General features: G+C 67.4%; 18 protein-coding genes. 9 read left to right on the top strand and 9 right to left on the bottom strand.

Annotated features, from left to right (window positions below; translation table 11 throughout):
• The first annotated feature begins 3 nt into the window (after positions 1 to 3).
• Positions 4 to 771, top strand: a complete 768-nt coding sequence (locus ACFWJX_RS01590; RefSeq protein ID WP_383235161.1) for a hypothetical protein — start codon at positions 4 to 6, stop codon at positions 769 to 771.
• A gap of 46 nt (positions 772 to 817) precedes the next feature.
• Positions 818 to 1030 (top strand): hypothetical protein, encoded by a 213-nt coding sequence (locus ACFWJX_RS01585; RefSeq protein WP_383235158.1) that lies wholly within the window; start codon positions 818 to 820, stop codon positions 1028 to 1030.
• A gap of 149 nt (positions 1031 to 1179) precedes the next feature.
• Here the strand turns inward: ACFWJX_RS01585 and ACFWJX_RS01580 are convergent, their stop codons facing one another.
• Positions 1180 to 2889, bottom strand: a complete 1710-nt coding sequence (locus ACFWJX_RS01580; protein ID WP_383235155.1) for a hypothetical protein — start codon at positions 2887 to 2889, stop codon at positions 1180 to 1182.
• A 412-nt stretch (positions 2890 to 3301) separates the two neighbouring features.
• Positions 3302 to 4966, bottom strand: coding sequence for a hypothetical protein (locus ACFWJX_RS01575; RefSeq protein WP_383235152.1), 1665 nt, complete (start codon positions 4964 to 4966; stop codon positions 3302 to 3304).
• A gap of 241 nt (positions 4967 to 5207) precedes the next feature.
• On the opposite strand from ACFWJX_RS01575, the gene ACFWJX_RS01570 reads away from it, so the two are divergent.
• From ACFWJX_RS01570 to ACFWJX_RS01560, 3 genes are all read left to right on the top strand, one after another.
• Positions 5208 to 5378, top strand: a complete 171-nt coding sequence (locus ACFWJX_RS01570; protein ID WP_383235150.1) for a hypothetical protein — start codon at positions 5208 to 5210, stop codon at positions 5376 to 5378.
• A 637-nt stretch (positions 5379 to 6015) separates the two neighbouring features.
• Positions 6016 to 6681 (top strand): hypothetical protein, encoded by a 666-nt coding sequence (locus ACFWJX_RS01565; RefSeq protein WP_383235147.1) that lies wholly within the window; start codon positions 6016 to 6018, stop codon positions 6679 to 6681.
• A gap of 536 nt (positions 6682 to 7217) precedes the next feature.
• Positions 7218 to 8840, top strand: a complete 1623-nt coding sequence (locus ACFWJX_RS01560; RefSeq protein WP_383235144.1) for a serine/threonine protein kinase — start codon at positions 7218 to 7220, stop codon at positions 8838 to 8840.
• Between the two features lie 50 nt (positions 8841 to 8890).
• Here ACFWJX_RS01560 and ACFWJX_RS01555 read toward each other — a convergent pair whose 3' ends face one another.
• The 4 genes from ACFWJX_RS01555 to ACFWJX_RS01540 all read right to left on the bottom strand — a co-directional run bounded on the left by ACFWJX_RS01555 (position 8891) and on the right by ACFWJX_RS01540 (position 11973).
• Complete coding sequence (locus ACFWJX_RS01555) at positions 8891 to 9172, bottom strand: aminotransferase class I/II-fold pyridoxal phosphate-dependent enzyme (protein WP_383235141.1); 282 nt, start codon at positions 9170 to 9172, stop codon at positions 8891 to 8893.
• 221 nt (positions 9173 to 9393) lie between these two features.
• Positions 9394 to 10560, bottom strand: coding sequence for a thiolase family protein (locus ACFWJX_RS01550; protein WP_383235138.1), 1167 nt, complete (start codon positions 10558 to 10560; stop codon positions 9394 to 9396).
• A 1-nt stretch (position 10561) separates the two neighbouring features.
• Positions 10562 to 11233: a 3-oxoacid CoA-transferase subunit B gene (locus ACFWJX_RS01545; protein WP_383235135.1), complete on the bottom strand. Its 672-nt coding sequence runs from the start codon at positions 11231 to 11233 to the stop codon at positions 10562 to 10564.
• Positions 11230 to 11973 carry a 3-oxoacid CoA-transferase subunit A gene (locus ACFWJX_RS01540; protein ID WP_383235132.1) on the bottom strand — a complete coding sequence of 248 codons (744 nt, stop codon included), beginning with the start codon at positions 11971 to 11973 and terminating at the stop codon, positions 11230 to 11232. Before ACFWJX_RS01540 ends, ACFWJX_RS01545 begins: the two co-directional genes overlap by 4 nt.
• A 363-nt stretch (positions 11974 to 12336) precedes the next feature.
• On the opposite strand from ACFWJX_RS01540, the gene ACFWJX_RS01535 reads away from it, so the two are divergent.
• Positions 12337 to 12930, top strand: coding sequence for a CGNR zinc finger domain-containing protein (locus ACFWJX_RS01535; RefSeq protein WP_383235129.1), 594 nt, complete (start codon positions 12337 to 12339; stop codon positions 12928 to 12930).
• 35 nt (positions 12931 to 12965) lie between these two features.
• Here ACFWJX_RS01535 and ACFWJX_RS01530 read toward each other — a convergent pair whose 3' ends face one another.
• Complete coding sequence (locus ACFWJX_RS01530) at positions 12966 to 13814, bottom strand: MBL fold metallo-hydrolase (RefSeq protein WP_383235126.1); 849 nt, start codon at positions 13812 to 13814, stop codon at positions 12966 to 12968.
• Positions 13815 to 14034: 220 nt separating this feature from the next.
• On the opposite strand from ACFWJX_RS01530, the gene ACFWJX_RS01525 reads away from it, so the two are divergent.
• From ACFWJX_RS01525 to ACFWJX_RS01515, 3 genes are all read left to right on the top strand, one after another.
• On the top strand, positions 14035 to 15210 hold the full coding sequence (locus ACFWJX_RS01525) for an alpha/beta fold hydrolase (protein ID WP_383235123.1): 1176 nt from the start codon (positions 14035 to 14037) through the stop codon (positions 15208 to 15210).
• A 2-nt stretch (positions 15211 to 15212) separates the two neighbouring features.
• Positions 15213 to 16130, top strand: a complete 918-nt coding sequence (locus ACFWJX_RS01520; protein ID WP_383235120.1) for an alpha/beta hydrolase — start codon at positions 15213 to 15215, stop codon at positions 16128 to 16130.
• 371 nt (positions 16131 to 16501) lie between these two features.
• Positions 16502 to 16669 carry a hypothetical protein gene (locus ACFWJX_RS01515; RefSeq protein ID WP_383235117.1) on the top strand — a complete coding sequence of 56 codons (168 nt, stop codon included), beginning with the start codon at positions 16502 to 16504 and terminating at the stop codon, positions 16667 to 16669.
• 116 nt (positions 16670 to 16785) lie between these two features.
• Here the strand turns inward: ACFWJX_RS01515 and ACFWJX_RS01510 are convergent, their stop codons facing one another.
• Together ACFWJX_RS01510 and ACFWJX_RS01505 are read right to left on the bottom strand one after the other, a co-directional pair.
• Positions 16786 to 18057 carry an aldehyde dehydrogenase family protein gene (locus ACFWJX_RS01510; protein WP_383235114.1) on the bottom strand — a complete coding sequence of 424 codons (1272 nt, stop codon included), beginning with the start codon at positions 18055 to 18057 and terminating at the stop codon, positions 16786 to 16788.
• 132 nt (positions 18058 to 18189) lie between these two features.
• Complete coding sequence (locus ACFWJX_RS01505; RefSeq protein ID WP_383235112.1) at positions 18190 to 19290, bottom strand: NAD(P)-dependent alcohol dehydrogenase; 1101 nt, start codon at positions 19288 to 19290, stop codon at positions 18190 to 18192.
• Positions 19291 to 19336 lie beyond the last annotated feature (46 nt).

Genomic DNA, 19336 nt, shown 5'->3' with positions numbered 1-19336 from the left:
CCGATGACCTCCACACGATGGTCGCGCCGCCGTGCGCGCAAAGCGGTGCGGCGCAGCCTGACCCGCTTCGAGGTCCGGCTGCGCAGCGCCTGTCCCGGGATCGGCTTCACCGCCCGGATCACGGCCACAGTGCTCACCGAACCGCCCTACCCCAGCCCCGTCGAGGAGATCGCAGGGACAGTGCGCACCACACTCAGGGCCAGCGCGAACGAGGTCTCGAAGAAGTGCGACCCGGCCGACCTCGCCACAGCGCGGGACGTCTGCGGCCAGCACCTCGCGCAACTGCGTCAGCTACCCACGGACCCTCCCGTCGAGTTCACGGCCGAGCTCACACTCGACCTGCTGCCGGACGACCGGGCCGCGGTGGCCACGCTACTGACCGCTCAGCGCCGACAAGCCGTGACCGACATCCTGCGACTGCAGAAGAGTGACGCCCTCGCCGCTGAACTGGCCAACCCGGCAGCCCTGTTGGCGCGATGGATCGAGCGCGACGACGCCGACTGGAACCGACTCCCGGAGTTCGCCGAGAAGGTGAACACGGCCGCGGAAGTGTTCGCCCGACATCGCCCCGCAGACGAACGGAGCGTCGAGCACGAGGCTGTCGAGGTGCTGCGCGAATTCCTCGCCAGCTTCCCTGGCCACACCCAGAAACGCATGCTGTACACCCTCCTGGCCGCGGGCATGGACAGCGTCCAGCGGCCGCACCATGCCGCGAGGGCACAAGCCCTGGCCAACGGGCACGCCGCGGCGGAACCGGAAGGTGCGTCATGAGCGGGGCGGCGGAAATCCGCCTCGGTCTCGCGGCTGTGGTAGTCCGGTGAGCACGTCAGTGTGGCGATGGCTGCTCTCACCCCGGACCAGTTGGCGGGGGTGGCAGCTGGCACGGGCCAGCCAGGGCAACCTCTCCTTTGACGCGGCGTGGCGACGCGCCAGGCTCGAACAGCATCCGGACGAGATGCCCTACCAGCAACATGGTCATCTCGCAGCGGAGAGCGAGATCGACGACCCCACCGCCCGGCAACAACGGTAAACCGGAGCATGTCACGTGAAGGACGAGCGAAGACGGCAGGCCACCTGGCTACCGGGGACAGTGGCTTAGCAACCGATCCACGTTCGCCCCGCGAAGGTTTGTCGTTCTCGTGAAGTCACACACAAATGGATCAGTACAAGGTGCACTAGCTATGACTGCCCTTTGAGTGCAAAAATTCCGCCAACCTCACCGACCAGTCGACGCACTTCAAGAGCTAGCTTGAGCACCGGCGTCTGGATGCGGTCTGCCGCATATTCTGCCTCACACTTGGCAAGTAGAACGGGCCAGAGACGCTGGGCCAGCTCGACCTTTTCTTCAGCCACTCGCAATCGACCAAGGGGAATCTTGATATCATAGTGATTGGCGCGAGCCTCTTGGAGCTGCGCCCGAAGATCCTGCTCCCAGCTCGGTGATGCAGTACGAGGATTCGATTGCATGGCGGCAATTTTCGTGATTGCTGGAACTAGTTCATCATCCGAAAAATTGGCAATCTCGTACTTATCCTCACCCCAAACACGGACATGCACCAGAGCGTCAAGCTCCGCTTGGCTGATGTCGGCATCCTGATATTTCACTTCTTCGCGAATAGCTTCTTGAAGCTGACGCCGCACCTTGTCCCGCTTGGCTTGGGTTTCAAAGTCGTTCTCGGCATCCATGGCAATCACAAGCGCAGTCAGCGAGGCGTCAAGCATCCACCGGTCATGAAGCCTCCGCCCAACACGCGGTGTAACACCGTAGCGCGCAATGAGATGGGCATTAATCTTCGATCCCTTTGTACGCTGCACTCGCACTTGCTGCGGCTGTGTGAGCCCGAATTCCGCCAGTAGTCGCGGCACATGATAGAGCTCGGTTTCACCCTCGACTAGCAATATCACCTTCGGATGGGGAGAGATTCCCAATTCAGCAAGCGCCCGCTCCAGGGTCTTCGCTTCACCGTAGCGAGGAGTCAGCCGGTCATGCTGCGAAGTCCACCACGTTGTTCCCGTGAGATCAGGCAATGGATCAACAGTGCCATCCGTGACAAGATCTTCATGAGCCCGGAGGAGAACTTCTGCAGCAACGCGTCGCCACATGGCGTCAAGCGGTTCCCCCTGCAGTTTGGACCAACCTTCATAGCTGGCATAGCGCATAAGAGACAGCCATTTGCCAAGCGGCTCGTTGTGGGCTTGCGCTAGCAGGCCGTCAGCTTTCCCCTGAAGGCGTGACGGGTCAAGACCTGCGCGTTGAAGCAAATCGTGTACATCCGATACGGCTCGGTACCTCCGCAGGCCGCTTTCGTCCACACCCATGGGCATGTTGAGCCGACCAAGAATACTTGGAAGATATCGTGTCGCCAGAGCCGCCAAGGCGAGGGTAACTTTTCGTTGACGCATCTGGCCCGCGTCACCCGATGGGGGAAAGTGGCCGTGTTTGACGAAGCTGTACCGGTTCAACGCCGCCTTTACATCGAGCAACTGCCACGTTGAGTAGATGAATCCATTCCACCACCTGTCATGTACTTCATTTGGGGGCCGTCTATACGGCCACGCCACCGAATATCCCTCATCGGCTGGATCTCGGAGGCGTCCTGCAGCGGCAGCTTCGAGGACCCAGCCCCGAGGATTCATTCCGTAACTGGGTTCGATATTGATTCGGCGCCCTTCGACCGGAGTGTCACTCACACGGTAGAGCGGCAGAAGCAGACGATGACTATGCAGCTCTTGAAGAAGATCAAGCGTTAGCTTGTAGCCACGCTGTTTCGCCTTCTTGATGAACCCTTCAGCTGTGAGCAAATCGTCCTGGGTGAAGACGTACGGAATTGCGAGCAGAGCGATAGATCCACCAAACGGCGGGAAGGTATCCTGCGGCGCATTCGTCACCATCACATCATAGAAGCAGCGGACGAGTGGTCCTGATTGTTTCGCATCTGCCCGCCGGCTACGGCTTGCATCGCGTCCTCCAGCGCCCACACGAATGTCCCTTCGAGAACGTCCAGCCCTCACGGGCAACCTCGGCGCTTGGGGGCGAGTCGGAGGCTTCAAGGCGCCGGTGCCTGGGTGAGTGCGGACCAGACAGGTAGTCGCGGGACGGGCGTACCAACCGCCTCACACCACACTCTCAGGCAGGCCATCGCAGCGAGACGCACTGCGCTCGGCGACCTCATCGTGGACGGCAGACGCACCCGGGATCAAGCCTCGGCCGAGGCATTCGGGGGCGCCAGGCTGCTGACGTTGTGGAAGAATTGCGGGGTTCTGGCTCCGCAAGTGGGCGGTCCGCTGCAGGCCGGGGGTCCTAGAGGAGTTGCACGAGTGCGGCGAGCCAGCGTCCTGGCCCGTCGGAGTCCACGAGCCACGGCAGCACCAGCCCGGCTGGCAGCGCCAGGACGCCGGCGGCCAGGCCCGCGGCGGTGAATCGTTTACGCAGCGGGCCTCCCTCCGCCCGGGCCGAGCGCACGGCCACCCCGACAGCTGCGAAGAGGACGACCGCGCACACGATCGAGAACACCACGCCGTACGCCACCAGCTTCGCCGCGCCCGGACCGGGAACGGCCCGAAGCCCCGCGGTGTAGGCGGTTGTCAGGCCAGCAACGGCCAGCGGGACCATGCCGGCGACGATCCAATCGGTCGCCCTGGAGGGCGCGAGTTCGGCCAGGTCGTCCTCAGCGCTGAACCACGTGGCGGAACGCTTGACGGTGATCCGCTGGTACGCCTGCCGAAAGGCGGCGACTTCGTCGTCGGTGGCATCCATTAGCCGTACCAGTGACTCGAGTTGGGTCCAGGTGGTGGGCAGGTCGTCGCCGTCGATCCAGCGGCCGACGGCGGCGCGGAGCACGTCGTCCTTCATCTGATCGGGTAGCGCGGAGCTGAGTTCGCCGATCGAGTGCATGCCGGTACGGCGCAGCAGTTGGGACAGCGACAGCGACAGCGCGTCCGGGGTGTTCACTGCGTTCAGGCCTACCACCAGCTCGATGGACACGGCGTGCCTGCCGTCCATGGCGCGAGTGAGTGGCGCCGCCGGTCCGATCTCTTTGGGCGCGGCCGGCCCGTCGTGGCCGGTCAGGGGTTTTCTGGGATTGTCCAGCGCGCGGGGTGGGACATCTGCCATCTGGGGGTCTGCGGAGTCGACCACCTGCGCCCAGACGATCTGGGTGACTGCGGATTCGTCGTAACCGTCCTTGCCCGGCTCAGCGCCCAGTTGCTCGCCGAGGTCGTCCAGTTCGCCGTCCTGGGCGTCCAGCTGTTCCTGGGCGGCGTCGAGGAGATCGCGGATGTGGTGCAGGGGCGGCAGGTGCAGGCCGTCGATCGCCGAGTCCGACGGGATGGGCGGCGCAAGGGTGTCAGCAGCGGTGTCGCGGTCGAGGCGCATCAGCGCGGCGCGCTCGACGGCCACCTGCTTCTCCGCCGCCAGCCGCAGCTGCCGTGCCCGGTCCTCCGCGCGGCGGGCGTGTGCCAGTTTCTCGTCGGCCTGGCGCCGGTATTCGAGCGACATCTGCAGCTCGCGCTGCAGTTCGACCCGGGTCTCCTGTCTGGCCTGGTCGCGCTCGCTCTCGATGATCGTTATGCGCTGCTCCAGAACCGAGACCATGGCCTCGAGTTCCTCGCGCCGTCGCTCAGAAGCGGCCAGCTTCTGCATCGCCTCGATCTGACGAAGCCGCGCGTCGTCCAGACGCAGCAGCGCCACGGCTACAGGGTCGACCCTGCGGTTGGCCGCCAGCAGCGCCGAAAGGTCCTGGCCACTCGGAGCAGTCCTGTCGTCCAGATCCTTTGCGGCCTGCTGAGCGGACGTCAGCAGGCGCAGCCCCTGATCCAACTGGCGTGTGCGCATCGCCGGTTCGCGCAGATAGCGCTCGGCGATCTGTTTGACCAGGTCCGGGGGCGGGAGTCGGCTGCCGTCACGAAACCCGCTCCACGAGGACTTGCCATAGGGGAAGTCCTCCTCCAGGGAACGCACCGTCACGTTGGTGGTGATCCTGCGTAACCAGCGGGCGAACTCGTTGGCCTCTTCCGTCCGACCTTTCAACGCCCCTAGCGGCCGCCCCATTCACTCCCCCGCTTCACGCTTGTCCAGGAACAACCCCCGGGTTGTCCTCGATATACGAGTGTTCACCTGCGGCAACCATGTTCGATTCGAGGGAACAACGCCATCATGAATGACTGTGGGTCTCCAGCAAAGCACCCGTCCCCCTGGAGAGCCCGTCATGTCACAGCCCAACTCCCCCCAGCCGCACCGCCGTTCCTGGCCCTATGTGACCGCTGTGGCGATCACGCTCACCATCCAGCAGGGCTGGAGCGCCGAGCAGGTCATCACCCTCACCACGTGCCTTCTCGTCCTGATAGCGCTGATCACCTCGACCGACCGCGCTGACTGACAGGAGGCCGAGGAACCAGCCTTCCCGTACGGTCACCACGCTTCTGGGCAGCGAAGCCGTGCTGGTGCTGTTGGACGAGGCTGGCAGCTATTGCCGCCGGGAGGAAGTTCTCCCGAACGTGCACGGCGCGTCCACGCCGAACTCGTCGCCTGGAGGAACACGCATGTACAGCGTCCGCGAACCCACAGCACAGCCGCCCGCTTATCCCAGGCCTGTGCGAGGGACCACGGACGGGCTGCTGTGTGGCCGACAAAGTACGGCCGCTCAGACAGCGAGCCCGGCGATGCGGATACCGCACCCGGCCGGTAGCTGACGGAGAGCACGCCATGGCGCTGATCTCCTCCGTCTCGAGGTTGTCCTGCGACGCGGCAACTCCGCACCGGCAGGATCGGAGCGCGTCGCTCACCGCCCGAGCGCCCAAACCGGCAGTGGCAGGCGGTCTCGTCCACAGGCCGCGTGCCGGACCTGCCCGCCGCAAGGGCTGAAACAGCCCACGCGAACTCCTCGCCCTCGCTGGCAGCACCCCCCGCGCGGTCCGTCCGGACGCCATCGGCAAGCACGGTCCGCGCACCCGACGACGCCTGTCGGCCCGGTCACCGTCATAATCGACGCGGCCGCAGCAGGACAGGAGTTCGGTTTGACCAGCACACCCGACGACGCCGGCATGTCCATGGACGCCGTCCCGACCCGCTACGGCGACACCACGTTCCGTTCCCGGCTCGAAGCCGACTGGGCCGCCACGCTCGACGGCAACGGCATCCACTGGGAATACGAACCCGAGACGATCACCCTGGACTCCGGCACCCTCTACCTCCCCGACTTCTGGCTGCCCGAACTCGGCACCTGGATCGAGGTCAAAGGCCCCGGCATACCGCGTACCGAGAAGACGGAAGAACTGGCCCGCACCCGCGCCTGCCGGTGCGGAGGTTCCTGCACCTGCCGGTGGCCCGGAGGCGAGTTCGTCCTCCTCGGCAAGCCGTCCCTGGCCTCCGACTGGAACGAGCCCGGCCACCGCCCCCGCAGCGGCTACGCAAACTGGGCAACCCTCTTCGCGCCGACCGCATACTTCGTGACATGCCCCGCGTGCACTCGGGCACAGTGGATCACTCTCCGGCGCCCATGGCACTGCCGCGCCTGCCGGGCACTGCTGGAGAAGGAGCAAGTCCACCGGCCTGTCGACCGCTTCGTCCGTTTCGTCGAGGCCAGCACCCGGATCGGACTCTTCGGGATGCCCGACCTGGGTGAGCCCTTCACCGACGCGGAACTCGGTCTGACCGACAGCCCAGAGGACAACATGCTGTGATCAGTGCGCTCCCGTGCGATGCGGGCAGTCCGGACCAGCCTGGCGGCAGACCACCGCAGAACCGCCGTCGGCGGGTGGTGCCGCGTCAAGCCGGTCCCTCTCGGCCTGCGCTCCCCCGCGGGATGACCTCCTGGACCACGACGTCCACATGATCGCCCTTACACACTTCAGCGAACGTGATCGTCTCCTGCTCGGTGCCATCGTGCGTCAGTCGCAGCAACCGCTCTATCGCGTGTCTGCGCGAGGTGATCGAAGCTCCCTACAGAAGAGCCGCGCCCATTGCAGAAGGTCTGACGGTGACTGCTTTCGGCGAGGCATTCCACTCGATCCTGCAGCGACCTAAGGGATGTTGAGTTCAGCGCGATCATCTCGCTCGCCGCGCGCCTTTGACCGAACACTGCGCCTCTCCCGTCGCTGCCGGGGCGGGCGCACGGCTCGGGAGGGCTGTGGTTCTTCAACTGCGCGGCGCACTACGTCGATACGATCTGCCCATTGTTGCGGCCGATGTTGGCCGTGGGTCATCTGGGGGAGCCGTCGTGTCCAACCGTGTTCAGCCGGTCCAGCCCGGCGATCCGCGCCGGGTGGGTCCCTACCGCATCGTGGGGCGGCTGGGATCCGGCGGTATGGGCACGGTGTACGCCGCCCTCACGGCCACTGGGGAGCGTGTCGCCGTCAAGGTCGTGCATCCGGCACAGGCCGCAGACGATGAGTTCCGTGCTCGCTTCCGACGGGAAGTGCAACTCTCCCAACGCGTCACCGGGCCGTGCCTGGTTCCGGTCCGCGACGCCGACGCCCAAGCTGCGACGCCGTGGCTCGTCACTCCCTACATCCCCGGCCTCACCCTTGACAGGCACGTGACGGCCAACGGCCCCTTGTCCGGAGGGCGTCTGTACGCGCTCGCCGCCGGCACCGCAGCCGCACTCGCCGCTGTACACGCCCAAGGCGTCATCCACCGGGACGTGAAGCCGCAGAACGTCATCCTGGCCCCATCCGGCCCGCAGATGCTGGACTTCGGCATTGCCCACGCCTTGGACGGCACTTCAGTCACCCGTACCGGGGTGATGACCGGCACGCCCGGCTGGATCAGTCCCGAGCACTACCGCACCGGCGCCATCGGCTCCCCAGGCGACGTGTTCGCCTGGGGAGCCCTCCTCGCCTACGCAGCCACTGGCCGCCTCCCCTTCGGCGGCGGCGCCGCCGATGCGGTGGCCTTCCGCGTCATGCAAGCCGAGCCAGACCTGGACGGCGTGCCGGCCAGCTTGCGGCGCCTGGTGGAGAAGGCGTTGTCCAAGGAACCGTCCGAGAGGCCGAGCGCCGCTGAACTTGCGGATGAGTGCTCCGATTTGCTCGCAGCCCAGGCAACCGCCGTCCTCACGCCCGACGACCAGCAGCCCACCCTCATATCCGACCTCGTCAGCGCGCACTGGGACCTGACAACTGAAGCCGAACCCGCCTGGCCCACCCCACCCGGGCGCAACAGCCGTACACGTCTGTATCTGACAGTCGCCGTAGCCGCTGCCGTCCTCGGCAGTCTCGGCGGTGCCTTCGCCGCTGCCTCCCAGTCATCAAACACCGCCCGCAACCACTCCTCCGCACCGAGCAGCCCCACGAGCACCGCCAGTGCCACGACCGGCGCGCAGCAGTCCACCCCTCGGACAACCAGCCCTGCCGCGGCCTCCCCCTCGGCGCCAGCGACGTCGCAAGCGCCTCAGCAACGCGCTGGTACCCCCTTGCCTGCCTACACCCGCATCGACAACGCCCAGCCCAACGTGGACGAATGGGCCGCAGCCCGGCTGCCAGCCACCTCGGCCGAGAAGACTGCCGCAGAGCACCTGATCACGGACGCAGCGCCAGTGCTTCGGGGACAGCAGTACATGGGTGACACCGTGACCGTGACCTTCAACCCCGCGGCCCAGACCATGTTCGTCACCTTCGGCCCCGGTATCTACCCTGAAGGACAGGACTACCGTGACGACACCGGCTTCACCGACCTCGTCCGCGGCCTGATGTTCGGCAGCTGCTCCGAAGCCCAGCAGAACTTCAGCAACGACACTGCCTGGCCCTACGGCCGGGCCGTCCTCGTCTACCGAGAGTCCATGGCCAGCCCCACCATCGTCGACTACCGCGAAGTCACCCACATCGACAGCTGCCGCGTGTAGCCCTCGGCTCCCTTTAGGACTTGAGCAACCTCTTCACCCACTGAGCAGCGTCAAAGCCCGATGCGGCGGCCTGTGAACTCGGACGGCTCCGGCAAGACCAGAAGAGCATGGACTTCATCAGCGACCACCCTCCCGCCGTACTCGCGGGCCAGCGAAGCAACAGACGTGAGTTCCTCCCGAGTGCGGACGACTCCTGTCGGGTTGTGCGGGTTGGACAGCAGATAAACCGCCCGCTTGCCTCGCGCACTCACATGACGGAACGTCCTCGAGAGTGCCGAGATCGGTGCGGAGGTTCTGCCACAGCGGAGGTTCGAGGATCTCGCGTGAAGCATGCGCCGTGTACACGTAGAACGGGGTTTAGACGGGCCGGTTCACGATGACGATGTCGCCCGGGTCCGTGAGGGAACGGATGACATACCGGTCATCACATCAGGCACGACCGCTGTTCCCACGACGTCGCTGAAGGGCTGTGCCTACGGGACTGTAGGTGTCGCCGACTATCGCTCGGCGCGAAGATGCTGCGACGGGCTCCGGCCCGTGGCTCGACCGCCCTTCACCTCTCGAGCACGACGGCGAGACCTTGGCCGACGCCGATGCAGATAGCGATGACTGCGACGCCACCACCCCGGCGGGCGAGTTCGTGGGCCGCGCGACCGATGATGCGCCCCCCGGACGCTCCGAGCGGGTGCCCCATCGCGATCGCCCCTCCGTGCCCGTTCACCTTCTTCGGGTCGAGGTCGCTCCACAGCCGCAGACAGGCGAGCGACTGCGCCGCGAAAGCTTCGTTCAGCTCGACCAGATCGACGTCGGCCCATGTGCGCCCGGCACGGGCGAGTGCGCGGTTGGCCGCCTCGACGGGAGCGACTCCGAAGACGTCGGGGTCGTTGCCGAACGCCGCGCGGCCGGCGATGCGGGCGAGGGGTTCGCCGTCGAGCACACCCTCGCGTGCGACGAGCACGGCGGAGGCGCCGTCATTGATGGGCGAGGAGTTCCCGGCGGTCACCGTGCCGCCCGCGGCGAACGCCGGGCGAAGGCCGGCGAGCACCTCGACGGTGGATCCGTCGCGGATGCTCTCGTCGCGGGCGAGGTAGTGGCCGTCGACCTGGACGATCTCGCGGTCGAAGATGCCGTCCGCCCAGGCTCGGGCGGCCAGGCGATGGCTGCGCGCCGCGAACGCGTCCTGCTCCTCCCGTGAGATCCGGTGGATTCCGGCAAGCTTCTCGGCAGTCTCGCCGTTGGAGATCGTCCATTCCTTCGGCAGGCGAGGGTTGACCATGCGCCATCCGATCGACGTGTTCCACATCGTCTGGTTGCCCGCGGGGAAGGGCTTGGTGCTCTTCTCGACGACGTACGGTGCACGGCTCATCGATTCCACGCCGCCCGCGAGCACGATGTCGGCGTCTCCTGCCTCGACGGCTCGTGACGCCTGGATGACGGCCTCGACCGAGGACCCGCACAGCCGGTTGACCGTGACTCCCGGGACCGAGGTGGGGAATCCGGCGAGCAGCGCGCCGAACCGTGCGACGTCGCGGTTGTCCTCGCCCGCCTGGTTCGCATCGCCGAAGATCACGTCGTCGATGCGTGCGGGATCAAGGCCCGTGCGCTCGACGGTCGCGCGCATGACGATCGCGGCGAGGTCGTCGGGGCGTACGTCGGCGAGGGCCTTGCCGTACCGTCCGAAGGGGGTGCGCACGGCGTCGTACACGAAGCTGGCGGGCATGTCAGTTACCTCTCAGGGATGCCGCAGCGTCGGTGACGTCGGCGAGGTCGAGGCCGGTCAGGGCGGCCAGGGAGTCCGCTGTGTTGTCGCCGAATGTCTCGCGCACGCGCAGTCCGTCGGGCGTGACATCGAATACCGCGTGATCGGTGTAGATGCGGGTCACGCAGCGCACTCCGGTCAGCGGATAGCTGCAGGCGGCGACGAGTTTCGGCGTGCCCTGCTTGGTGAGGAGGTCGGTCATCACGTAGACCGACTTCGCGCCGATCGCGAGATCCATCGCGCCGCCGACGGCGGGTATCGCGCCGGGCTCGCCGGTGGACCAGTTCGCGAGATCGCCGGTTTCTGACACCTGGAACGCGCCGAGCACACACACGTCCAGGTGTCCGCCGCGCATCATGGCGAAGGAGTCGGCGTGGTGGAAGTACGCCGCCCCCTTCAGGGCGGTGACTGGCTGTTTGCCGGCGTTGATCAGGTCGGGGTCGACGGTGCCGGGCTCGGGTGCGGGCCCCATGCCGAGCATCCCGTTCTCGGTGTGCAGAACGACCTCCGTGTCGTCCGGCAGGTAGTTGGCCACAAGGGTGGGGGCGCCGATACCGAGGTTCACGACCGATCCCTCGGAGATGTCGGCCGCGATGCGACGCGCGAGGTCGGTGCGGCTGATGTGCGTGCTCATCGGCTCTCCTCCTGTGCCAGCGGGCTCCCCTCGATGTCGACGCCGCCGACGAACACGCCTTCGTCGAGCCAGCGGCGTTCTCCCACCGCGACGACGTGGTCGATGAAGATGCCGGGCGTCACAACGGTCTCGGGGTCGATGTCCCCGAGCGGCACGATCTGGTCGACCTGGGCGATGGTGGTGGCCGCCGCGGCCGCCATGATCGGGCCGAAGTTGCGGGCGGTCTCGCGGTAGACAAGGTTGCCCCAGCGGTCGGCCCGCAGGGCGCTGATCAAGGCGGCATCAGCTCGGATCGGGTACTCGAGCACGTAGTCGCGGCCGTCGATCGTGCGCACCTCCTTACCCTCCGCGAGCTGCGTGCCGACGCCCGTCGGTGAGAAGAACGCGCCGATGCCCGCGCCCGCGGCGCGGATGCGTTCGGCGAGATTTCCCTGCGGCACGAGCTCCAGCTCGATGTCTCCCGCGCGGTAGAGACCGTCGAACACCCACGAGTCGCTCTGCCTCGGGAACGAGCAGATGATCTTCCGTACCCTTCGCGCCGCAAGAAGCGCGGCAAGACCCATGTCGCCGTTGCCCGCGTTGTTGTTGACGACGGTCAGGTCGCGTGCGCCATGGGAAATGAGCGCGTCGATCAGCTCCACCGGCTGGCCCGCCCGACCAAATCCACCAATCATCACGGTGGCGCCGTCACGGATCCCTGAGACGGCGGCCGCGGTGTCCTCGACGGTCTTGTCGATCATTGTTCCTCCACGCGTTCGGACATCGCGCGACCTCTCAAGTGATTTCACATGGCCGACCCGCGTGGTGACAGTGCACGACGATCCACACCATTCGACGCAGGCATAAACCCTATGCTTATGTCATACCACAGTGTGGGGACCTCGGGCGGGCCCGATGGGCGCGATATACGGCACTCCTCGCCAGCCTCCGGCCAGGTCACGAGCGAGCGCCGAGCAGGCAGGCGAGCATGACCCGGGCACTCCACAGGGGCTCCATGCCGCGCACTCGCCGGCGCGCCGATGGCACCGCACCGCCGCTAGGGTCCTTTCGGCGGCGATCCCGCTCTCCTCGCCAAGAGAGACTGGAGCTAATAAACTATGCCTATGTCTGAACTCGCGAGCGAACGCTACACCGACCGCATCGCCACCGGACCGCTCATCCTCGTCCAGGAGGTCTTGAACACCCGCGCCGCCGGCAGGCCCGCGCTTGAGGACCTGCTCTCGACGCCGGATTCTGCGACGTCATGGCTCTTCGGCGCGCTGGACGAGTGGAGTCGGCGTGCCGGGGCGCAGGCGCCGGCGATCGAGGTCGATGAACCGGGGCTGGTGCGGCTTCAGCAGCTACGCGCGTCGCTGCAGATGACGGTGTCGGGTGCGGTGCGCGACACGCCGGTCCGGTCCGCGCCGAAGGGGGTGAGCGGCGCACTCGAGGTGCGGATCGACGCCGATGGTGTCTTCTCGCTGGCGCCGCGCGGCAAGGACGTCCCGTGGGTCGTCGCGGCCGCGCTCAACGAGATCACGAACGCCCAACTGACGGGTACATGGCGTCGTTTGAAGATGTGCCGTAACCGGGTCTGCTCGGTTGCGTTCTATGACGGCACGAATCCCAACAACGGCGTCTGGCATGACGTGCGTATCTGCGGTAATGCCGTGAACCTGCGGGCCTCGCGGCAGCGTCGGGCCGCCGCGCGCCCGTAGCGCGCCGCAGGCCGACCGACCGGCGCGCCGCCTGCTCAGCCTTTCGCCGCCCTGCAGGAGCCCCACAGCGCACCGGGATTGATGCGGGACGGGTGACGCTCCAGCATGTACTCGTAGAGTTCGAGGGTGCTGCCGGTGCGACGCACCCCGCTGTTGAAATCAAGGATGTAGCGGCGGGTCTCCTCGATGTGGCGGGGATCGTCATCGGCGGTCTGATCCTTGTGGCCCGCGACAATCGCGGTGGGCGCCAGCGCCTCGACCGTGTCGAGAGCCCTCAGCCACTCGGCTCGTCCGTCCGCGTCCGATGCCGCGAGCATGAGGTGCACGTTGTTGTAGATCACGTCGCCTGCAACGATCAGGCCCAGGTCGGGAACGTGCAGGCAGGTGGTGTTGTCGCTGTCGGTGTGTCCCAGGCGGACCGGGCGGACCTCTGCCCCGCCCACGGTCAGGACCTCGCCCTCGAGCGGTTCGGCGAGCACGAGCCGCTCAGGGATCTGCTCGGGGAACCATGCGCGCCAGACCGCCTTGAGGACCTCGGGCGAGGACTGGTAGGCCATGTCCTCGACGACCTCGGGCAGCGCGAAGGCGCGCGCACCGGGGTACTGCTGCAGTACGGCTCCGAGACCGAACCAGTGGTCCCCGTGGCCGTGCGTGACGTACACGCTCGTCACCTCGGCGTCACGCTCACCGAGCCACTGCAGCAGGCCCTCCGACTGCGCGATCGTGAAGAGCGGATCCACCAGCAGCGCCTCTTCCCCGTTCGAGATGAGGATGCTCGACGTCGGCGACCAGGAACGCTCGTCCTGATCGGGCGGCACGTCGGCGTTGGTGGTCGGCATGCCGTCCGCGATGTGTACGGCGTAGGTCAAGGCATTCGACGTCATTGGTGGACTCCTCGGATTCTCGGGTGGTCGCTTCCGCTCCGGCCCGAACGCTGAGGAAGCCGGAAGGCCCGGTCCTCGTTCCGTCGATCACAGAGCGATGACATTGACGCAAGCATAGACCCTATGCTTACGTCATAGGGATCGCGTCGGCCAAGAATCTCGAGAGCCGTTGGCTTTCGGTTCGTCGCCGCAGGAGAGCGATCGTCAAAGGAGACACGCGATGAACAGCCCAGCGACGAAGGCGCCGACCGCGGTGCTCGTCCACGGATACCTGGACGACGGCGCCATCTGGAACAGCGTCCGCACCGTCCTCGACGAACGGTCGATCCCCTCGATCGCGTTCGAGCTCGCCGGCATGGGTGCGCACGCCTCGGATCAGGGGCCGTTCACGCTCGCCCGCTGGGCCGACGACCTCGAAAGCGTCGTGCGCACGACTCAGGGCCCCGTCGTGCTCGTCGGCCACAGCATGGGAAGCCAGATCTCCGAGCTCGTCGCCGCCCGCCTGCCCGATCAGGTGCGCTCGCTCGTCCTGATCAATCCGATCCCGCTCGCGGGCACTCACCTGCCCCCGGAGCGGATCGCCCCCTTCCAGGCACCGGATCTCGGACTCGACGCGCAGCGCGCCTTCCGCGGCGCGCTCGCCACCGCGTTCCCGGCCGAGGAAAGTGACCGGCTCGCCCAAGTGGCGCTGCACGTCGACCCGTCGACGATCTCCGACACGGCGACGGCATGGAACAACGGCCACCCGGACGGACAGCAGCCCAGCAAGTACGACGGGAGCGTCACCGTCCTGCGCGGTGAGAACGACCCCTTCGTCACGGAAGAGATCGTTTCCGCGTATGTCGCGCCCCGCTTCCCCGGCGTCACCTCGCAGACGATCTCCGGCGCGGGTCACTGGGCGCACGCCGAGAACCCGGCGGCGGTCGCCGCCGTCATCGGCACGGTCGTCGAGGCGACCGCGTCCAACTCCGCCGACGGCCGCCCGGCCAAGGCCTGGACGGCCGCGTTCGAGCAACGCACCCAGGACTCCTTCGCGGCGGCGCTCTCGCCGAACGTGCGGATGGAGGCGAGCGCGCTCGCCAAGCCACTGGAGCGCAAGGAGCAGGTCGAGGCCCTCATGGCCGGGGTGAGCTCCGTGTACGAACGGCTCGAGTTCGTCCGGAAGGTGCAGGACGGCCCGCGGACGTATCTGGAGTGGGAGGCCGCCGCGTTCGGCGGCTTTGAGATGAAGGGGATCACGATCCTCACGCGTGATGACGAGGGGCTCATCACCGAGATCGCCATTCACCACCGCCCCCTCGGCGCCGTGGTGCAGATCAACGCGAAGGTCGGGGCAGCCCTGACCGCGGCCGGCCTCATCCCCGCCGAATACTTCAACTTCACGGAAGGCGAATGACCATGACAGACCGCATCGACGTGGAGTTCACGGCGGACGGTGGCGTGACTCTGCGCGGCTGGCTCTACCTGCCGGACGCCGAGGGTGCGCGCCCCGCGATCACGATGGCCCACGGATTCGGCGGCAACCGCGAGATGGGCCTCGACCCGTACGCGCGCAAGTTCGCCGACGCCGGGTTCGTTGTGCTCATCCACGATCACCGTACGTTCGGCGCCAGCGACGGCGAGCCTCGCAACGACGTCGACCCGTGGCGTCAGATCGCGGACTGGCGCCGCGCGATCAGCTTCCTGGAGGCCCGGCCGGAGGTCGACGCGGACCGTATCGGGGTGTGGGGTACAAGCTTCGCGGGCGGTCATGCGATCGTGCTCGGCGCGACCGACCTGCGGATCAAGGCCGTGGTGTCGCAGGTGCCCACCATCAGCGGATTCGAGCAGTGGCAGCGCAAGGTCCCGCCGGAGCGCATCGCCGCCTTCGAGCTCGCCCAGGCCGAGGACGAACGCGCCCTGGCCGCCGGTGGTGAACTGCGGTATCAGACCTCCATCGGCGACGATCCGGCCGACCCGGCCCTGTACCCCAGCCCGGACGCGCTGCGGTTCTACCGAGACCTGGTTCCGGCGGGCCGCGAGAACAACACGGTGACGGCGCGCTCCGGCCGGGCCGCGCGGCTGTACGAGCCGGGCGTATGGATCACTCGGGTCTCGCCCAAGCCGCTCATGATGATCGTCGGGACCGGCGAGACGGTGATCCCGGCCGACATCCAGATCGCCGCCTTCGAGCGAGCGCTGTCCCCGAAGAAGCTGGTCCTGGTGCCCGGCGGGCACTTCGACGCCTACAAGGTGCACTTCGAGGAAACCAGCGGCGCCGCGCTGTCGTGGTTCCGCACCCACCTCGACCCGGACGCGGCCTCGACCGGCTCGTGAAACGGAGGCGGTTCCGGCTGCTGCTGGAACCGCCTCTCCAGGCGGGTGACCGCCACCTCTCTCCTCCCGGAGCGCTTCCGGAACGCGGCAGCCACGTTCACGCGCCACCTGGCACGCGGCCATCCTCTCGGGCACCGCCCGACGGGGAGATGGGACATCCGACGCGATACGTCGAAGAGTCAGGCGGGACGGGACGAGTGAGGACGCTGCTCGGACCCAGTCCCGACGCCGCCAGCCCCGGCCGTTGCGGCATCCGCGCAGGAAGCGTGTTCCTCCTCCTGCGCACAGGCAAGTGCCGCAGTCTGGACTGCGGTACCCGCCGTCGACCGGCAGGAATCTGGCACGACTTCCTCTCAACCATGCTGCTACCCATGCCAGTTCGGCCAGCGCCGGAGATCCGGCCCGGCTCCCGGGACCGGGTACGGCGGCACTGGCTCGATGAGATGGCCCTCGTCGAGTGCCGTACCGACCCGTTCACCGGCCGCCGTGTGCGTGCCGGCGCGGACATGCAGAAGACCCGTCGCAGGCGGCGGCTGTAGCGCTGGGGGCGGTGCAGGGTGCCGGTGCGGCGTCCGGAGTCTCGCGGGACAGAACAGCCAGCGCCCGCGACGTGAAGCAGACGAGGCCAGTGAGCGCGCCTCGATGCGGCATCGGCTCAACTGTGCAGGGACGCCGCGGGCCGCACGACGTACTGGCGCAGATACAGGTCGCGGTAGGTGACGGGGCCGCGGGGGCCAGGGACGCGGTCGATGTTGATGCCGGTTTCCGGCAGGCGCAGGAGCCTGAAGCCGTCGAGGAGGCGTGTGGTGGAGTTCCAGAAGACGCCTGAGCCACCGTAGGCATCCATGAACCGGGCCGCGGTGTCCGGGTCGTGGGTGGCGATGGCGGCGGCCAGCCCGGAGGTCTCCTCGTTGGCGATCCGTGCGGCTTGGACCGGGCCGTCCGCCTCGTCGATCGTCACCGTTGCCGCGTGCGCGGAGTCCAGGGACCACTCGTAACCGCGCGCGTGGGTGTGCGGCGGCAGCGATGCCGCAATGCCCAGGCCTTCGAGGGTCTTCAGGATGACCGGCAGCAGCTTGTCGTGGACAGCCCGGTCGATGAGGAGCAGATTGAGCCGGTTGCAGACGCCCAGCCGGTCCAGGCTGCTGGTGACCAGCTCGTGCACCAGCTTCTCGTCGGCGTCCGGAGCCACATACAGCACTGCGCCGCCGTCCGCGTGGGCCAGCGTGCGCACACCGTGGCGGGCGGCCTCTCGGCCGAGTTCCCGGGTGCTGTCGCCGCTGCCGCGGAGGATGACCAGGGGGAGGGTCTCGGGCAGCGACACCAGCGCGTATGCCGCAGCCCGGTCCTCGCTCGGCACCAGCTGGATGGCGTCCGGGTTCAGGCCCGCGTCGGTGAGAGCGGGCGTGATCACGTGAGTGACCAGGGCCTGGGAGGAGCGCAGGGCTGCCGAACCGGTGCGCAGTACGCCGCCGTTGCGGGACTTGAGGAACTGGGAGGCGACGTCGAGTGTCACGTTCGGACGCGCCTCGAAGTTCGCGCCGATGACCCCCACCGGGCGGCGTCGCTCCAGCAGGACCAGGCCGTCGGGACGCTCTTCGAGGACGGTGTCCCGCGGCTCGTGCGGCACGTCCGCCAGCGTGCGCAGCGCCGCGGCCATGTCCTCCAGCCGTGGGCCGGTCAGCCGCAGGCGATCCTGCAGGGCCGCCGACATGCCGCTCGAGGCAGCCGATCGCAGGTCGTCCTGATTCGCCGCTGTCAGCACGTCGCGGGCTGTGTGCAGCCGCTCCGCCATGGCCCGCAGCGCGGTGTCAATCTCCACGTCCGACGCCCGCGCCAAGGCCTCCGAGCCCTGCGTCGCCCGGACCGCACAGGCGTGAACCGCCTCCTGGACGGAGGGCGGCACGCTCATCTCGTTCCTGCTCACATCGGTCCCTTCACGGTCCAGGCGCTGTACGCGACACATGGGCGACAGGAGGATCGTTCAACAATCCGCGCGCGACCACATTAAACCGCTCGGTTTCCTCATGGCAAGGTCGGGACGCGGTGGGGCGCACCGTCAAAAAGTGACCACCGGCTTGAGCGTGACCCCGTCCTCGCTGTCCTCGAAGGCCTGGTTGATGTCCTCGAACGCGTAGTGCTTGATGAGCTTGTCGAACGGGAACCTGCCGGCCTCGTAGAGAGCGATCAGCTGCGGAATCAGTACTTGAGGCACGGCATCGCCCTCGAGGACGAAGGTCACACTGGCGCCGGTGAGCATCGAGCTGCCGATGTCGACGGGCGACTCAGTGCCGGGCTTCGCCAGGCCCACGATGGCGGCGTGGCCGAGCAGGCCCATCGAGTCGATCATCTGGCGGAAGACGGCCTTGTTGCCGGTTGCGTCCAGCGCATAGTCCGCGCCGCCTCCGGTGATCTCCTTGATGCGGGCGACCGGGTCCTCGTTCCTGCTGTTGATCGTGTGAGTGGCGCCGATGCTCTTGCCGAACTCGAGGCGGCTGTCGACGATGTCGACGGCGATCACGGTCGTGGCGCCCGCGGCCACTGCCGCAAGCAGGCCGGAGAGGCCGACCGCGCCCGTACCGAAGAGCACGAAGCTCGAGCCGGGCTTCGGCGCCAGGACGTTGAGCACGGCGCCCGCGCCGGTCTGAACGCCGCAGCCCAGTGGGCCGAGGATTTCGAGCGGGGCGGCTTCGGACACCTTCACGACGCTCCGCTCGGCGACGTTCGTCACGCCGGCGAAGGAGGACTGTCCGAAGAAGTGGGAGGAGACGGCGGAGCCGTCTTCAGCACGGAACGCAGTGCTGCCGTCTCGGCGAGCGCCACCGAAGTTACGCATCGCGAAGTCGGTGCAGTAGGCGGGGTGGCCGGAGTCGCAGCCGGCGCACGCACCGCAGCTGGCGAAGCTGAGCACGACGCGGTCGCCGGGCGTGATGCCGGTGACCGCGGAGCCGACCTTCTCCACGATGCCCGCGCCCTCGTGGCCGAGTACCGCCGGAAGCGGCGTGGGGTACCACTGGTCGCGCACGATCGCGTCGGTGTGACAGACACCGGTGGCGACCAGGCGCACCTGCACCTCGTCGGGGCGGGGCTCGTCGATCTCCACGTTCTCGATGACGAGCGGCTGTTCCTTGGCGGTCGCGATGGCGGCCTTCACCTTCATGGTGATTCCTTTCTGTGCGTGATTCCCGTGCGGGATCGGCTCGGTG

This window comes from Streptomyces sp. NPDC058335, from assembly GCF_042723915.1.
In the GTDB taxonomy this organism is placed as follows: domain Bacteria; phylum Actinomycetota; class Actinomycetes; order Streptomycetales; family Streptomycetaceae; genus Streptomyces.
This window is presented reverse-complemented; position numbering and strand designations above follow the sequence as displayed.

What these genes read in the sequence shown, in the direction of transcription:
- ACFWJX_RS01550 (WP_383235138.1), bottom strand. Translation starts at nt 10,560, where the DNA reads ATGCCCGCCAGCTTCGTGTACGACGCCGTGCGCACCCCCTTCGGACGG.
- ACFWJX_RS01505 (WP_383235112.1), bottom strand. Translation starts at nt 19,290, where the DNA reads ATGAAGGTGAAGGCCGCCATCGCGACCGCCAAGGAACAGCCGCTCGTC.
- ACFWJX_RS01525 (WP_383235123.1), top strand. Translation starts at nt 14,035, where the DNA reads ATGAACAGCCCAGCGACGAAGGCGCCGACCGCGGTGCTCGTCCACGGA.
- ACFWJX_RS01570 (WP_383235150.1), top strand. Translation starts at nt 5,208, where the DNA reads ATGTCACAGCCCAACTCCCCCCAGCCGCACCGCCGTTCCTGGCCCTAT.
- ACFWJX_RS01520 (WP_383235120.1), top strand. Translation starts at nt 15,213, where the DNA reads ATGACAGACCGCATCGACGTGGAGTTCACGGCGGACGGTGGCGTGACT.
- ACFWJX_RS01540 (WP_383235132.1), bottom strand. Translation starts at nt 11,973, where the DNA reads ATGATCGACAAGACCGTCGAGGACACCGCGGCCGCCGTCTCAGGGATC.
- ACFWJX_RS01590 (WP_383235161.1), top strand. Translation starts at nt 4, where the DNA reads ATGACCTCCACACGATGGTCGCGCCGCCGTGCGCGCAAAGCGGTGCGG.
- ACFWJX_RS01555 (WP_383235141.1), bottom strand. Translation starts at nt 9,172, where the DNA reads ATGCTTCACGCGAGATCCTCGAACCTCCGCTGTGGCAGAACCTCCGCA.
- ACFWJX_RS01545 (WP_383235135.1), bottom strand. Translation starts at nt 11,233, where the DNA reads ATGAGCACGCACATCAGCCGCACCGACCTCGCGCGTCGCATCGCGGCC.
- ACFWJX_RS01530 (WP_383235126.1), bottom strand. Translation starts at nt 13,814, where the DNA reads ATGACGTCGAATGCCTTGACCTACGCCGTACACATCGCGGACGGCATG.
- ACFWJX_RS01535 (WP_383235129.1), top strand. Translation starts at nt 12,337, where the DNA reads ATGTCTGAACTCGCGAGCGAACGCTACACCGACCGCATCGCCACCGGA.
- ACFWJX_RS01515 (WP_383235117.1), top strand. Translation starts at nt 16,502, where the DNA reads ATGCCAGTTCGGCCAGCGCCGGAGATCCGGCCCGGCTCCCGGGACCGG.